The organism is Oceanicaulis sp. MMSF_3324, from assembly GCF_030733545.1.
Lineage (GTDB): Bacteria > Pseudomonadota > Alphaproteobacteria > Caulobacterales > Maricaulaceae > Oceanicaulis.
Genome location: NZ_JASHIU010000008.1, coordinates 147410 through 163098 on the forward strand (window position 1 = coordinate 147410; position 15689 = coordinate 163098).

The following is a 15689-nucleotide window of genomic DNA, read 5'->3' on the forward strand; positions in this document are numbered from 1 at the left end:
TCAGCGTCCCAGCAGGCAACGCGCCGCCGCGCGCAGCGCAGTATTGATCACGGATGGATCACGCACGCCGTCCGCCTCGGCGGCGGCCGCGCGCTCGTCTTCACTCAGAAGCGCGTCCAGATCCTCGATTTCCGATTGAAGGCGGGTGGCGTCATCGCCGCCTATTTCGGCGCGAGCCTCTGGCTCAGGCGCGTCAAATAGGCTGCGTCCTCTGGGCTCTCCGCCACCTCCTTCGCCGCCAATTCCAGCGCTTCGGCGTGCGCGGATCGCCTCAGCGACGCTGCGGAAACCCGCTGCGCGCTGTTCGCCCCGTCCGGGCTCTCGCTCTGCGGCGCGGGCGAGGGTGTCGAGGCTTTCAAGGGCCGCGTCCGTGACTGTGACATGGCGGGGTTCCTCCATGAGCGCGCCGCGCGCCCGATCCAGCTGGATGCGAGCGCTGGTGCTGATGAGCTTGGCGAGGCTTTCACGCGAACGCAACCGGTTGAGATCGCCGCTCACATGAAAGCGCGCCAGATACGAATAGGCGTCCAGGTCCAGAACGCCATCAAAGGCGTCTACCGTGTCGATGGCGGAAATCCCGTTCTCCCGGATCACGCGCAAGGCTTGCAGGGCGCGCCCGATCGCCGGGGCCGGGTCCAGATCGGGATGCAGGTCGCCGCGCTGGATCGCCGCGCGCAGCTGGCCCATATCGGCCGCCGCATCGCGCAATGCGCCGCCCAGTGATTTCAGCCCCGGTTCCTCGTTCTCGGTCAGGGCCGTGATCAGGTTCAAGTCATCATAGGCCCAGGCGGACAGGAAATCATTCAGGCGGCGCAAGCCTTCGGGCGACAGCGCCCCGTCCGCATTCTGATAGATATTGCGATCGGCGGCGGGCACGACGCGCTCGATGAAGGCGCGCTGAAAATCGGTGTTCTGTAGCTGGGCCGGGTCGCCGCCCTGATACAGGTCAAACAGTTCCGCGCTCGCCGATCGCGCATCGGTCAACGCCTGCTCGGCTGCGCTCAAGCCCGCCGTGGCGCGGGTGTTCGCATCGCGCACAAAGTCGATGCGCGATCGGGCGTCAAGCTGGGACGTGCGCACACGCACCAGAACCGGGGCCGCCATGGTCTTGGTGTTGAAACCCTGACGGGTCAGCCAGTCGCGGTAGGCTTCCGCCTGGCCGTTGGCATAGGCGCGGCGGATCGACATGCCCCGGCCATTGCCGCTTTCCACGATCCCGTCCGGGGCGATGACCGGCGCGCCCGATCCCGCTTCAAAGGTTTCGCCCAGGCGTTCGGGGTCCAGATGGCGGCTGATTTCCTCAACCTGCATCTGCATGGCGGCGCGGGTGCGGTCGCGCGGCTGCAAGGCTTCGGGGAAACGCGGATCGCGGCGGAAATCATCGGTGTGCGAGGTAATCAGATCATCTACCTCAACCAGCGCATACTCCACATCAACCCGGCTCCCGGTGGGCGTGATCGCGGTGGAGCGGCGCAAGGGCCGTGTGGCGATGGGCTCGCCCGGCGTTTCCAGCCGTTCGCGCTCGAGCGCGCGATAGGTCTGCATGACTTCGCCAGCGGTGGACACGGGCTGATCGCTCGCCAGATCCGCGATCGCGCCCTCCATGGCCGCTTGCCGGACCGGCTGGGGCGCGGGGGCGCTTTCGTTCAACGCCTCGGCCTGCTGGCGCGCGCGGCGTTCCGCGCCGGGCATGAAGGCATAGCCCATAGCCCCGGTCGCTGCGCCGAAACCGCCGCCGACCACAAGGTTCAACAGGCTGTCCGCCACGGTGTAGTCGCGTTGCTCGCGCACGCTCGCCAGCGGATAGATCGCTGCTTCCGCCCCGGCCGCGCCCGCAACGCCTTCCACTGCATTCACGCCCAGCCGGGTTGACAGTGAGGATGAGCGGGCGAGCCGGCCCATGACCGGCGCGGATCGCGCCAGCGCGCCCACCGGCAGGACCGACGCCGCCGCGCCCAGCGGGTCCAGGAATGACGCGCTCAGCCCCACCGCGAACAGTTCGGGCGCGGTGGCGTCAGAGCGCGACAACAGCGCCTGGCGCTCCGCCTCGGCGCTCTTGATCTGGTACAGCTCACGCGCGCGGCTTTCGGGCACGGCCGCATCAAAGCTCAGAACCCCCTCAATGCCGAAGGCGGCGTTGGCGTCCTCGGCCGACAGATACGGATCGCTCTCAAGACGCGGCACGCCCGGCGCAGCGAGGTTTTCAACCGCGCGGCCAAGATTGCGCGAGGCGGCGGTCAGGCCGCGCGCGCTTAATCCGGTCAGGGAGGTGGACAGGGCGTCATCCACGGCCGCGCCAAACGCAGCGCCTCGGCCGACGCGCAAGGGGGCGCTCTGCTCAAATTCGGGATCGGGCTCAGGCAGGTGCAGGCCGAACGGGTTCATTCATCCCCCCAGATCTGTTCAAGGATCGGCCAGTTACGCCAGCCTTCCCCGGTTGCACGGCCATAGGGGCGCACGCCGGGCGCGTCAGGGTCTTCGCCGCGACGCAGGGCGGTCATGCGGTCAAAGACGGCGGAGGATTGCGAAGGCCGGGCGATATGCACGCGCCCCAGCTCGGTCAGCTCGTCCCAGCCCAGACGCACCGGATCGCCCGCTGCATCACGCACGGGCAACAGAACCCCGTCACGCTCGGCCATCAGCGCCAGCCCGCTTTCATCGTCCTGGGTCACCCATTGGCCCTCGCGTAGAACGCCGGACGCGGTAATGCGCGCGCGTGACAAGACGGGCAGGGCGCCCCCTTCGGTGGCCAGAAGCCGGGCGCCATTGTCCGCGGTCAGGATCGACAGGGCCGCATCCGCGCCTTGCGCGATCACATCGCCGCGACGCTGCGGCCCGGAACCGCCGCGCGGACGCGACGCCCCGTCCAGCTCGCGCGTCATCGGCAAGTGAACCTGCGCGTTCGCCACGCTGACGGGCACACGATAGCCGTCATGATAGTCATAGCGCTGTGTGAACGCCTGGGCCGCATCGCGCGCCGCCGCGCCCCGGCGTGTGCCGGACACGCGCGCATCGAGCGCCAGCGCATAGGCGGCCTCCACAAGGGCGGCGCTGCGCGGGGCGGCGTCCACATTGGCGGCGAAGCTCTCCACCAGGGGCGAGAGTTCGCGCGCAACCGCGTTTTCCAGATTGCGTTTTTCGGACGCGCTGAGCCGGTCCTCATTGTCGTCCCGGCTGGTCAGCGCGCGCGCATACCGCGTCACCATGCCCGGCGTCTGGGGCAGGGCGGCGGCCAGCCGCACTTCGGACGGCAGGCCCGCCGCTTCCAGATCCGCCAGCACTTGCGGCGCATACGCGCCCCAGCCATTGGCCATGTCCAGCACATCGCGCAAGGCGCGCCCCGGATCGGTTTCGCCCTCATAGCGGGCCACGGCGGCGTCGGCTTCGGCCTGGGTCATCACCCGGCGTTGGGTGGGCGGCACGCCAAGCCGCTCCTGCTCGGACAGCCGGGTGCGCGCCAGCAGGATTTGCGCCTGGCCCGGATCTGTAATCCCGCTCGCCTGCAAGGTCCGCGCGGCTTCGCTGCGCTCGGCTTCCCCGGTCATCGGATCAGACAGGATCTCGGCGGCGCGGGCGATCTCGCTGGCTCGGCGCACCGGTTCCGATCGCGCCACGGCGGCGGCCGGATCTTCGGCGCGTTGCTCCTGGGTTGCGCTCACCACGCGCGCGGCCTGTTCATACAGGGCGGCGGACTGGGCGAAATCGGCCGCGCCCGGCGTGGGGCGCAGGGTTTGCAGATGCGCGTTGATTTCCGCGCCCGTCATCTGGTCAATATCGCCAAGCGCGGCATAGGTGGCGTGCGCCTGGTCAATCTCGCGACGGAACTGGGCGGCGCGCTGCGGGCTACGCCGCGCCAGAACGCCCAGAATGTCGTCCTCGTCAAAACCCTCCACGCCCCGGCCGGTCGCCGCGATCGAGGCCACATGGCTTTCCATGGCCGGCTGCGCATTGATCAGGGCGAACATATCCGCTTCGCTCTGGGCGCGGGCGGCCTCCCGGCGCGCGGCTTCCCGTGCGGAACGCGCCCGGTTCAACACCGGTCCCTTGCGATCGCCAAGCCGTGCATCCCACTCGCCGCTGTCCAGCTCGGCGAGCGCCTGCGCCGGGTCATCCTCGATCAGCGATGAGAAGCGCGCCACCGCCAGCCGTTCTTCAGCGTCCGCCTGTAGCTGACGGCGCAAATGCTCGGGCGCCGCTTCCACCAGCACGGGCACTTCCGCGCGCACCGTGTCATAGCTCTGCCAGTCGCTCAGCACGGCATTGGCGCGCGACACCACGCCATCGCGCACCGCCCCGGCCTGGTAGGCGCTGCGGCGGCTGGTTTCCAGCTCCGTCGCGCTCAGCCCGAAATGCTCGCTCAGCCCTTCCGCCGCATAGCGCAGGGCCGTGCGGCGTTCGTCGGTCATGGTCGAGCCCAGGCGGGCGCTGATTGTCTCCTGCATGCGGGTCTGGAAGTGCTGGGCGAACCCGTCTTCCGCGCCCGTATAGCGCTCGGCCTCGGTGTTGAAGAGGGTGGTCAGTTCTTCACGCAGACCGCCGCTTTCCTGCGCCAGCCACAAGCGCGCTTCATTGCGGGCATGCTCGGCCTTTTCCGCGTCGATCTGGCGGCCAAGCGCATCACGTTGGGCCTCATTGCGCGCTTCACGCTGCATCAGCCCCCGGCCCAGCGTGGTTAGCCCCAGATCGCCAATATCGGCCTGACGCGCGGCCGTCTGGATGAACCCAAGACCGCTGCGCCGGTTTGCGCCTGCATCAATACGCGCCGCCATGTCGCCTCCTATCCGCCTGCGCTGGCGGCTTTGCTCGCGCCTGCCTGGATCTTCATGCCTTCCGCGCCAGCGCCGCTTGACCCGCCGCCCGACAGGGCGGTTCCGGTTGCAGCCAGGAGCGAGGACACCAGCGTGATCGTGCCCTGGGCGCGGGTGCTGGCGGCCTGATTGTTGAGCGCATCCTGTCGGCGACGCCCTTCATATCGGGCGCGGCGGGCATGGGCGTCGCCCTCAGCTTCCATGCGAGCCAGCACGTCGAGGGCGGAGCCCTCGATCGTTGCGCCAGACGCCCCGGCCGTCACGATGCCCCGGCCGATCGCGGCGCGGCTTTCGCGCGATCGCGCCCGCGCTTCGCTCTCCGCCACCCGGCGCGCCTCGCGGCCATCCGCTTCCAGGGCGGCGGCCTCGGCGCGTGAGCGATAATAGCCGCCCACCCCGGTGACGATCGCGCCGCCCGCCATCAGCAAATTCGCCATCAGACCGCCTCCTTCGTGATCGCATAAAGCGCAAAATCCTCGCCGGCCGCGCCGTAACGGCGCATCACGGCTTCGCGGTGCAGGCCCAGCTTGTCCAGAAACCGCGCGAACCGTCCCACCTCGGCATTGGCCACGCTCTCAATCCGATGGTGCGGGCTTTCGTCCAGCAGCTGGCGGCCTGCGCGCATGACCTTTCCCCAGCCGCTCGCGCCCACGCCCTCACTGGCCAACAGCCAGAAATAGCCGCGCCAGGGCGTGATCGGCTCGATGCCGCCGCAGATCCGCGCCTGCCCGTCTGACAGAAGGCTCAGCGCCGGCCCCTTGGGCCGCCGCGTCCGCCATTGGTCGCGCCAGCCCTCGATCAGCTCGCCGCGCTGATCGGGCTGAACCTCGATCGCCAGCACATCGCCGGGCGCATAGGGGCGCAACTCATACGCCAAGGCCAACCCCCGCCGCGATATGATCCAGCGTGAAGGGCTCCGGCCCGTCGCCGCTGATTTCCAGCCGCACTTCATAGGCGCGGCCGCTCTCGATATTGATTGGGGTCTGGCCGTTCTTGGCGCGCGGCGCTTGGCCCAGCGGGTCCGCATCATCGCGGATTTCAAGCGGCAGGGCGTGATGGGACACGCCTTTGTCAGACCCGGTGATGACGCGCACGCGGCCGCCGCGCGTGTTCACATAGCCAATCGCCAGATCCTTGATCCGCTTGCGCGCCAGCTTGGTTTCGCCCCGGCTGGGAAAGTCCAGATACAGGGTGCGCGCCAACCAGTCATGAGACAAGCCGACCTCGATCCGGGCGGCGGGCTCGATCAGCGCGCTCACGTCCACAACGCCCGCTTCGGCGCTCAGATCATCAAGGCGCACGCCGTCCGCCCAGCCGGTCAGGGGCATGCCATTCAGATGGCTTGCACCGCCAACCTGCAAGGCGCATTCGGCCCAGTCGCTGATCGGGCTGGCGATCCAGCCGCTCAGATCCTGGGGCGGGGTGTGCGTGAAACGGCCGCTGGCGGTCGCGCCGCTGGCGTCATCAGCCAGCTTGAGCTTGATAATGCGCGCGCTCAGCTGGCCGTCCCGGTCAGTGTCCACAACCCGCAAATGCACGGTCCGCCCCGCCAGGGCGTCCAGGGTTATGCCCGCCGCGTTCAGCGTGCAACTGGCGTCCCGCTCTAGCGCGGTCACGCTCTCGATCGTCAGCGTGCGGCTGGCGTCGGTGTTCCATCCGTCATAGCTCACGGCTGCGTCCAGATGCAGACACGCATCCAGCAGGGCGCGTTCGGGCGACCAGTCCGGGTCCAGCACTTCGATGGTGCGCACCACAGCGCCCGCATCATCAGTGCGCGCGACGCGCAACCAGAGCCGGTCCCGGCCGGACTGATCGGGCAGGACCGCAAGGCTCTCCACCTTGGGCGCGCGGTCCTCATAGCGTCCGCCCAGGGCCTGACGCGTCCAGCCATAGGCGCCATGGGTCGGGTCATAGGTGAAGCAGAACAGCTCGTCGTTTTCGTTGCGCATCCAGAGCCGGTGTTCGGGCTCGGCCTGCCAGACGATTTGCTGGATGCGGCCGCGCCGGCCGATATGGCCCGCCCGCGCCAAAAGGTCTTCAAAGCCTTCATCCACCAGATCCAGCGACACCAGACCGCGCCCGGTGCGCGAGGGGTAAATCAGGCGGCCATGGGCGGTTTCAGGCAGAACGTCCGGGGCGCAGCCGGGCACGCGGCGCAGCTTGCGCGCCACGGCCGAGGCCGGGCTGATGGGCTCATCCAGGGTCGGGCCGACAAAGCGGAACACGCCCAGAGGCGTCCCGATCAGCATTTGCTCGTCCGCATGGACCCAGGCCGGAAACAGCACCTGGCCGTTGGCGATGGTGCGGCGCACCGCGTCATTGTCGTTGACCTCGCCCGATCCGGTGCCGGGGCGGAACACCGCTTGGGTCGGCGTGTATTCGCCTGTCGCTGACAGATGCACCGTGTCCGGTTCGGCGGCGGTCGAGAACAGCACAAAGCGTTCTTCAAAGATCCCGCCAATGCGCGGCCAGCCGCGCGCATTCGAGAACGCGCCTTCAGCCCAGAATTTCAGAGCGACGCCTGCGGAGGGCGGGCGCTTGAGCACCGTGACGCCTGCACTCGTCGCAGAAGCCACGCTGGTGATTTCAACCAGCCCCGCGCCGTCATGCAGGTACTGCCACAACGCCCCCGCCTGACCGTCGCGCACAATGCCGTCCAGATGCACGGGCGGGCGGTTGCCGCATGTGGCGCTGCCCTGGGACTGATAGACATTCGGGCCATAGGAGCGCACCGAATTGGCGTCCACCGTTTCTTCCGGGGTCCAGACGGAATAATCCTCCATCTGATCGCCTTCAAACAGGCGCACCAGCGCGCCCACATGGGCGGCGGTGAACAAGGGCTTTGAACTGGTCAGGGTGGCCGCGCCCTCATAGGCGCTCACGCTCAGCGTATGCGTGTCATCCCCGTTCTGGGGTAGGTAAGGGCCTTGCTTGGCTTCAAACGGGTTCAATCGCCAGTCGGTCGTGTCATACCGGGCCAGTGACTGGGGCTGATCATCCCCCCGGCGATCGCTCATGAACAGCACGTCCGCCGATTGCCAGGTGTAGAGCGCCGTCAGGGCGGGCAGGTCCATGGCGTGCGCCAGCTCATAGGGCGCGCCCTCATGCTCGATCACGCTTTGATCGGCTGCATCAAAGAACCGGAACGCGCCCGCGCGCGCGTCAATCAGCACCATGTCGTCCTGCGAGCGGCGAAACGGCAGAAGCCGTCCCGGCGCATCATCCACGCAGCGCGCGACAAACCGGGTTCCCATGCGGCGGGTCAGCCCGCCTTCCTTGAGCGCCACCAGATTGAGGATGCGCGACATGCCCCATTGCCAGGCGTCCCAGTCAGACCGCCGATGCAGGCGCGGGTCATACTCGCCGCCATTGAACCGGGTTTGCTGAACGCCCGTATCCATCAGCTGAACGCCTCGTTCAGCATCGGGCTTTCGTCCTCGCCGAAGGGCCGCGTCAGCGCCGCGCCGCCTTCAGCGCCGTCATTGATCGCGGCCTGGCCGTAAAGCCGGCGCGCATCCTGGGCGATGCCTTGTCGGGTGGCGCCGCTAATGTCGGACGCTCGCGCGCTGACCAGCTGCGCCAGATGCGCGGCCAGCGCCAGCTTGAAGTCGGCGGGCATATGCGCTTCGTCCGGGCGCAGCACGTAACGCACGCGCACAGGCGCATCCGCGTTGACGCCCAGAAGCCCCGCTGCGCTGCCCGCTTCGCCCGCGCGCCGCGCCCAACGCAGTTCGGGGTCATCATTGACGGCAATGACCTTGATCAGACCTTCCGGCAGTTCGATCAGGGTTTTAAACTCGGCCTCACGATCCGTAGCCGGGCCGACATGGGCGGCGAATTGCTCGTATCGCATCGCCCAGCTCCACGCCCGGCGGCGTAGCAGATCATCAAGCGCGCTGCTGTAACGGCGAAAGGCCGCTGATTGCAGCGACCGCCCCAGAAGCTCGGCGCTGTCGGGCTCGCCGCGCACTTCAGGCTCGTCGAGATAATCCAGCGCACCGTTGATAATGTCGGTCCGGGTGTCCATCGCGCGCCTCGCTCCGGGTTGGAAAACTGGCGTGACGGGGGCCAAGGTTGCGGCCGAATAGCCCCCGTCACGCGCCCGACGCGCCCACCACGCGCCGGGGAGGGGTTAGCGCCCTTGAAGCAGGGGCAGGTAGAACGCGATCGAGGCCGGGTCGGGCGCGGCGTCCGCGAAAGTCCCGGTCAGGGTAATCATGCTGCCGGGCGCCGGGGCTTCGCTCAGCCCGCACCATTTCCAGAGCGGTTGATCAAAGCCGGTCACGGTGTTCTTGATCCCGAAGGGGTTGGCGCTGCCAGCGGCGGAAATATCCAGGCCGTCCGCCAGGCCGTTCGGATCTGCGGCCAGGCCGATCGCGCCATTGGCTTTCCAGCCAATATCCAGCGTGACGCCCGCACCGAACGCGCCGAACAGCACGGCGGCATGGATCGGGTTGAACACGGTGTCAGCCGGAAGCACGGCAATGTCCAGCACGTCATTCTGCGCCGGTTCAAGGACGGCCGGTTGCGTGCGAACTGCCCGCGCCTTGCCTTGCAGATAGCCTTCCGGGACAGGGCGGAACGGAGTTTCGTCAAGCCCCTTGGTCAGATTGGTGTAGAGGGTCGCCATGATTGGCTCCTTGCTTGTAAGGGTAAACAGGGAAGATCAGGGCGGGGCCTGAACCCCGCCCCGCTTATCAGGCGGCCTCGCGCTGGACCTCGATCAGCACAACACCGTCATCATACTCCCGCACGCAGGAGTCCTGGTTTTCGTAGTGGGCATACCAGCGGAAACGCTTCTCGGAGCGCTCCCAGACTTTCGTGCTGACCAGCGGCCGTTCCTTGTAATGGATCACGGCCGGGTTCCAGGTCGGGATGAACCAACGGTTCGCAGCGCCGCCCACCAGGAAGTCAGCCTTGAGCTGCTTTTCCGGCATGATGTGGAAGAAGTACGAGCCGAATTGCGCGGTTTCGCCATCCGCCACACGGGAGATCCCGTTGATCACATGGCGCTCGGCGGAGAACTCGGCCGAGGTGCGCAGGAACTCAATGTCTTCTTCGGTGCAGGCAATATGGATCGGGCCGGTGCGCTCCCGATCAGAACGGCCGTGGATGATCTTCATCTGGCGCAGCTTCGGCCAGCTCAGCCCCACAACCGCCGAGGCCGGCGCCGCGTCACCATCCGCTGCGCCCTTGGTCAGCTTGTTGAAGTCGTGCGCGATCTTCTGGCTGTTCGGCAAGGCGGAATAGGCAATATCGCCTTCCTTGTCGTAATAGGCCGCCTTGCCAACCATGCCTTTGAGAATGGTCCGATCGCGGCGGCGCTCCATGCCCCAGCCCATGGCCATGACCGTCGGGTTGGCCGGATCAATCAGGGTTTCAGCCCGCTCGATACTGCCGACCTTCTTGGTGTCAGTATAGGTCTTGAACATGCCGACGCGGCGGTGCTTGTCGATCTGATCGCCGTCCGGCGTATCACCGAAATCATCGTAGATCTCGGTAGGATCAGACAGGCCAAAGCCTTCAAGCGTGTAGCGGTCGCCTTTTTCGGCGTAACCCATCTGGGCCTGAACAGCACCGACAAGCCGGTTCTGTTTCTGCTGACCCACAAAGGTCACATTCTGACCAAAGGCGATGACTTTGTGCTGGGGAAGGCGGCCGCCTTCCGTGGGGGTATCGGCCATCTTGCGGCGCTCCCTTAGTGTTTCCGAATGAACAAGTGCTCAGACGGCTAAGGTCCCCGGCAGATACCGGACTTGCGCCTTGACGTTTTGCGGTCGCCCAACCGGCCTTCGCCAGCGGGCCGTGACCGGGTATCCGCCGACGAAAGCAAGGGTTTTAATCGCTGTCCTGATTTGGCGCGAGCGTCAAGCGCCGTGAGCGATTTTCATAAGCTCTGCGCGCTCTTTCACCAATTGCTGATGATCGGGGCGTTGACCGGTCCAGAAGCCATCCGTGCTTTCAATCTGCTGAATGCGCTTGCTGGCCGCGTCAGCTGACATGCGGTGCGGGCTGCTTGGGCTTGTCACCTGATCCAGCCCGCCTTCGGCGGTGGCTTCGGCGATCTTGCTCATGAAGGCGATCATGCGCGGATCATCACCCAGCCCGGTTTCATTGAGCATTTTGACCATGGGGCCGTGCTGCTCGCCCTCGGCGGGCTTGTCGTCAAACTGGCGCAGCACCTGGATGGCCCCGTTCACACGCCCGGCGTAATCATCACCCCATTCATCCTTGAGCGCTTTCAGCCCGGTTTCCACCTGCTGCTTGTAGGCGTCCTCGGCGCGCGCGCCCTCGTCCTTGGCCAGCTGGTTGTAGAAATTGAGCACGGCCGTGCGCGTTTCCGGCGTGGCGGCCGGGCCGCCTTGCTCGATCAGAAACGCATCGAGCTTGGTCATGACTTCATCGGGCACCTGATTGGCCAGTCCGTCAGGCGGCGTGTACTCGCCGTATTTGCCATCTTCGGGCACGCCCAGCGCCTTGTCATAGGCCGCCCAGCCTTCGGGGTCATTCTCCCGGCTCTCGCGCGGACGGCGCACAAGCTCGGCCTTGTCCATGCCCGTGTACCGGTAGGCTGCCTGATAGCCGCCGATCAGTTCCTCAAGCGAGTGTTCCCCATGGCCGCGCGACCGGATGAAGTCCTGCTGCTCTTTGGGAAGCGACGCCAGAAGCGCCGCCATATTGGCCGTTTCAGTCTTCGCCTGGGTCGTCGAGTTCGTCGTATCCGTCTGGTCCTCCGAGCTGGACTGCTCCCCGCCGAGGATCGTTGTATCCTTCGTCGTCGAGGTCTGCGTATCGGAGGGGGGCGGGTTCTGCGTCCCGTTCTCCGTCTCCGTGTCCGGGGTCGGCGGCGTGTTCGGGGTTTCGGTGGTTTCGGTCGTCATCAAACGCCTCATTGAGATTGTCGGCCGCGACAGCTCGGCCGAGGGCGCCGACATCGCCCCCAGCGGCTTTGAACAGCTCAAGCACCGCCTCGCGGCGGCCCTGAGCGATGAAGGCGGCGCGTGCATCTACGGGCCGGGCTTCGGCTCCTGCAAACACGCCATTCATTTGAAACAATCCCGCCATGACACGGCGGCCGCGCGGCCCGCCGAACAGGGCGCGGGCATCCCTTGCGAACGCCGCGCGGGCCTGCCATTCACGCAAGCCTTCAAACAGACGGAAGATCGACGCCACGGCCATCAGACAGCCTCCGGCGTCAGCCCGGCCGTATTGAGCGCCTGCGAGCCATCGCGCAGGGCGCGGGCCTGTTTCTCGGCTTGCTCGGCCTGTTCTTGCTGCTGGCGGCGCTTCTGACGCTCGGCGCGCAAACGCTCCACCTCGTCCAGGCTGCGCGTATAGCGAACCGGCGCGCCGGTCGCCTTGGCGCGCGAGCGGGCGATCTCGTCAAAATCGAAAACGTCCAGGCTGTCCGGGTCCAGATCCCGCAGCGCCATGGCGCCTTGAATGACCCGATCGACTTCCTCAAGCTCGCCGCGTTTCTGCGCCTGGGCGAGCGGGCTGGTGTAATCGTAATCCACCACCTCATCAGCCAGAGTTTGCGGGGCCTCGGTGAAGCCGCCGCTTTTCTGCAAGAGGTAGAACGCGCGGTCGCCGGTATGGGTCAGATCTTCTTGCTCGCCGCGCGCCACCATGGGCGACATGGCGCGCAAGCGCAGATCCCGGATCGACGCGGTATGCTCGGCGGTGACGTACTTGCCTTCGCCCAACGCCATCCAGTCGGTGAAAAACGCCTGTTCAATCTCGCGGCGCAGTTCGCGCACCAGCTCGACATTGATTTGCAGATTGCCTTGCTGCTGGACGCGCTGCAAAAGCTCGCGCGGCTGCGCCAGACCAAAGTCCGCGCCTTGCAGGAAATTCACTGCGCCGGGGCGGCGATCCAGCGCCTTGTCGCGGAACACGCCATTCACGTCGATCAGGGCGGGGTCCGCTTCCTGCTCGGCTTGGCGCAGCAATCCCTCTTTCAGGGCATTCAGGAGCTTGATCGCCGGCAGGGCGTTCCAGGCCAGACCTTGACCATAGGCGCTCCCGGCCCGCTTGGTCAGGCGCGAGACGGTGAAGGGGAACAGGTCAAACCCGGACACCTGGAACACGTCATCGGTGTCTTCGCAATACAGCACCGAAGAAAACGGCTTGTTGATCCCGGCCGCGCCATAGACGCCATCAACGCGCGGCTCCACCGCGCGCACCATGGTCAGTTCTTCCTGGTGATTGCACTTGCCGTCATTCCATTTGCGCTTGAGGCCGGGCAGGGCCTCAAACACGCCCAGCGCCTGAGCGCGCTTGACCGCATTGATCAGGGTCATGGTGAAGCGGCGATACAGCGTATCCACCGTGCCGTCCTCGCCCTCGGCCCAATAGCATTCCTTGAGCGGAACGGATTTGAAATAGGGCCGTTGCGCCGCCCCGGCCGAGCCGGACCATTTCACCGAATTGCCAAAGGTGATCCAGTCCAGAAGCGCTTCATGGCTGGCGGTGCGATAGCTCGATCGAGAGCCGGACAGGAAATTGAAGATCCGGTCGCCCGTATCCTCAAACCAGATTTCTTCCTCCCGCGACAAATCGCGCGGCGTTTGCAGTCGGGGCCTGATCCAGGGCTCCCAGGGATTGATCATGTAGCCATGGATCAGGGCGGCCGCGCGCTCGCAGTTGATCGCGCCGGACAGGTCCACCAGCTTCTTGCGGCGCAGCCCGCCCCGTGTCTTGGGAAGCCAGAAGTCACGCCGCGGCAGCACCCAGGGGGCCAGTTCCTCCCACTCGGTCAGCACATCGCCGTCACGGATCTGTTTCAGCTCGGCCATCCGCGACTTGATCGCGGACATGCCAGCCTTGTTTTCTTCTTCGCTCGCAGCGCCGGGCTTCAGTTTCATCGCAGATCACTCAAAAGCGTGGAGCGGGTCGCCCCGCCTTGCTGGGTCCAGGGGGTCAGCGCGCCGCCGCCCGTGCGGCGAATGCGGGCAGACCCAACCGGGTCGGACGGACTGGAAGGGGCGGACGCGGCCGGCGCATCGGTGCGACCGGTCAGGACCGTGGAGGACCGCCCCATATTGCGGCGTCGCTCGCGGAAGGCGCGGGCGCGACGGCGCGCCGTGGCGTCTTCGGCCTCTGGCGTCGGTTCGGGATCGGGCGCGGACGGAAACAGAAAACCCATGGCCTCACTCATGATCGAGAAGAATGGAAGGGGTGGGGGCGTAAAGCGCCGGACGGCCGCGCTGTTCGGGCAAGGTGTCGCGGTAAACGCCCGGCGCGACCTCGGTCATCCGCCCGATCGCGGGGCGGAACCGCTGGGCGGCGTACTGCAAGGCGTCATGAACGTGGCTGTATTCGTTCTTTTCCGCGCGATCGGAGAAGCGCGCCGTCTGGCCGGGCAGCTGGGCGCGCTTGTATGAGCCCATGAACCCCCGGCGCAGATACGGGCAATCAGGCGACACCAGCAGCCCGCCCACCTCGCGCAGCAGGCGCTTGACCGCATCCCAGCGCGTGTCCGGGTCATTGGACAGGGCCTGTTTGGGAACGACGCGCCCCACGCCTTCGCCCATGACTTCGCGGAAGCCGGTCATGAAGTTGAAGGCGAAATGGTACTCGGTGCTTTCGGTGTTGAAGCTGGCCGGGTCGAACGCCAGTTCGATATTGGCGGTCACACTGGTGCGGCCAAACTCGGCCAGCATCTTGCGCGCCACGCGCCGCCCCAGATCCGCCGCCACCTGGGTTTCGCCGGGCGGCGTCACCAGCTCGAAATGCACATGCGCGCCGCCCAGCCGGGTTTCCTCGCACACGACTGCGGCCGGGGTTGAGCCCTGGTCAACGCCAATGACGATCCGCCCGCCAGACCAGGGCAGGGCCGCCTTGCCCGTGTGAACCTCGTCCACATAGGTGTCGTAGATGGACTTGCCGCGCCGCGAGATCCCCGGCTCGTTCTCGATGAAGCGCTTGACAGCCCAATCGCCGTTCTCGTTGCGGTATTTCTCCGCCTTGTCCTGATAATAGTTCGGATTGATCTTGCGCAGATTGACCGCGTTTTCGTGACGCGGATCAAAGCCGGACGGCTGGCGGTAGAGCCGGAAGCCCGCAGGCTTGGCGTTGATGTAATCCTCGGTGAACCAGTTATCGAGATCCGGCGCATTCAGATCGCCAAAGACTTTCGAATACTGCACGGGCGGCAAGTCATCAGGCCGTTCGTCGAGAAAGGCCCGGCCCGCGCGGTCATAGCATGCGCCCAGCGCGCCGGGCGGCAGTTCGTCCACCTCGTTGAGCCACCAGGCGGTCGGCTCGAAACCGCGCACGAAGTTTTCCAGGCTGTGATCCGCCAGGGACCGGAAGTCCACAATGATCATGATGGGCGGCTCGCCCTTTGGCTCGAACCGCAGGACATGCCGGCACGGGCCGTCCTTCTCGCCCGTCCATTCCGAATTTGGAAAATCGCGCGGGAACATCTTGTTCCAGCTCGGGATGAGCGATTGGTGCATCTGGCGATAGTTCATGCGGATCGCGCAGATATAGGCTTTACGCCAGCCGTCCCGTGTGGAAGGGTGCTGCGCGCGGCCGATTTCCAGAACCTTTTGACCCCCTGTCGTGGTCTTGGCGCTGCCAACCGGCCCCATGATGAAGCTCATTTCCGTGGTGTCATAGAGCCACGCTTGAGCGATCGGGCCGGGCGGCGTGTAGGACTGGAACATTCCCAGCCGCTCTTGATAGCTCCGCTCGCTTTTGGGCCGCGCCGCCATCACACACCCCCCAGACCCGCACCCGGACCCAGACCCGGACCCCAACCTTTCCGCCCCTTCCGGTCGCGGATGCGCCAGAGGCGATCAGAGGCGAAGCCCGAAGGGGCTTCACAGGCCGTTGGCCACCCGTAGGATTTGACAGGGGGGCGGCGGTTTTTGG

At 66.4% G+C, this 15689-nt stretch carries 12 protein-coding genes; all 12 read right to left on the bottom strand.

Annotation, left to right across the window (positions count from 1 at the left end; all coding sequences use genetic code 11):
• The 12 genes from RBA95_RS09715 to RBA95_RS09770 all read right to left on the bottom strand — a co-directional run bounded on the left by RBA95_RS09715 (position 1) and on the right by RBA95_RS09770 (position 15481).
• Positions 1–2385, bottom strand: coding sequence for a hypothetical protein (locus RBA95_RS09715; RefSeq protein ID WP_306016646.1), 2385 nt, complete (start codon positions 2383–2385; stop codon positions 1–3).
• Positions 2382–4769, bottom strand: coding sequence for a hypothetical protein (locus RBA95_RS09720; protein ID WP_306016647.1), 2388 nt, complete (start codon positions 4767–4769; stop codon positions 2382–2384). The genes RBA95_RS09715 and RBA95_RS09720 overlap by 4 nt, the downstream gene beginning before the upstream one ends.
• Before the next feature lie 8 nt (positions 4770–4777).
• Positions 4778–5245, bottom strand: coding sequence for a hypothetical protein (locus tag RBA95_RS09725; protein ID WP_306016648.1), 468 nt, complete (start codon positions 5243–5245; stop codon positions 4778–4780).
• Positions 5245–5685: a hypothetical protein gene (locus RBA95_RS09730; protein ID WP_306016649.1), complete on the bottom strand. Its 441-nt coding sequence runs from the start codon at positions 5683–5685 to the stop codon at positions 5245–5247. Before RBA95_RS09730 ends, RBA95_RS09725 begins: the two co-directional genes overlap by 1 nt.
• Complete coding sequence (locus RBA95_RS09735; protein WP_306016650.1) at positions 5675–8209, bottom strand: hypothetical protein; 2535 nt, start codon at positions 8207–8209, stop codon at positions 5675–5677. The genes RBA95_RS09730 and RBA95_RS09735 overlap by 11 nt, the downstream gene beginning before the upstream one ends.
• Positions 8209–8835, bottom strand: a complete 627-nt coding sequence (locus RBA95_RS09740) for a hypothetical protein (RefSeq protein WP_306016651.1) — start codon at positions 8833–8835, stop codon at positions 8209–8211. The genes RBA95_RS09735 and RBA95_RS09740 overlap by 1 nt, the downstream gene beginning before the upstream one ends.
• A gap of 105 nt (positions 8836–8940) precedes the next feature.
• On the bottom strand, positions 8941–9438 hold the full coding sequence (locus tag RBA95_RS09745) for a hypothetical protein (RefSeq protein WP_306016652.1): 498 nt from the start codon (positions 9436–9438) through the stop codon (positions 8941–8943).
• Between the two features lie 67 nt (positions 9439–9505).
• A complete protein-coding gene (locus RBA95_RS09750) occupies positions 9506–10492 on the bottom strand; it encodes a phage capsid protein (RefSeq protein WP_306016653.1) in 987 nt (328 codons plus the stop codon).
• Between the two features lie 183 nt (positions 10493–10675).
• On the bottom strand, positions 10676–11689 hold the full coding sequence (locus tag RBA95_RS09755; protein WP_306016654.1) for a hypothetical protein: 1014 nt from the start codon (positions 11687–11689) through the stop codon (positions 10676–10678).
• Between the two features lie 297 nt (positions 11690–11986).
• Positions 11987–13675, bottom strand: coding sequence for a portal protein (locus RBA95_RS09760; protein ID WP_306016655.1), 1689 nt, complete (start codon positions 13673–13675; stop codon positions 11987–11989).
• Positions 13672–13956, bottom strand: a complete 285-nt coding sequence (locus RBA95_RS09765) for a hypothetical protein (RefSeq protein ID WP_306016656.1) — start codon at positions 13954–13956, stop codon at positions 13672–13674. Before RBA95_RS09765 ends, RBA95_RS09760 begins: the two co-directional genes overlap by 4 nt.
• 4 nt (positions 13957–13960) lie before the next feature.
• Positions 13961–15481 carry a hypothetical protein gene (locus tag RBA95_RS09770; protein WP_306016657.1) on the bottom strand — a complete coding sequence of 507 codons (1521 nt, stop codon included), beginning with the start codon at positions 15479–15481 and terminating at the stop codon, positions 13961–13963.
• Between the last annotated feature and the right edge of the window lie 208 nt (positions 15482–15689).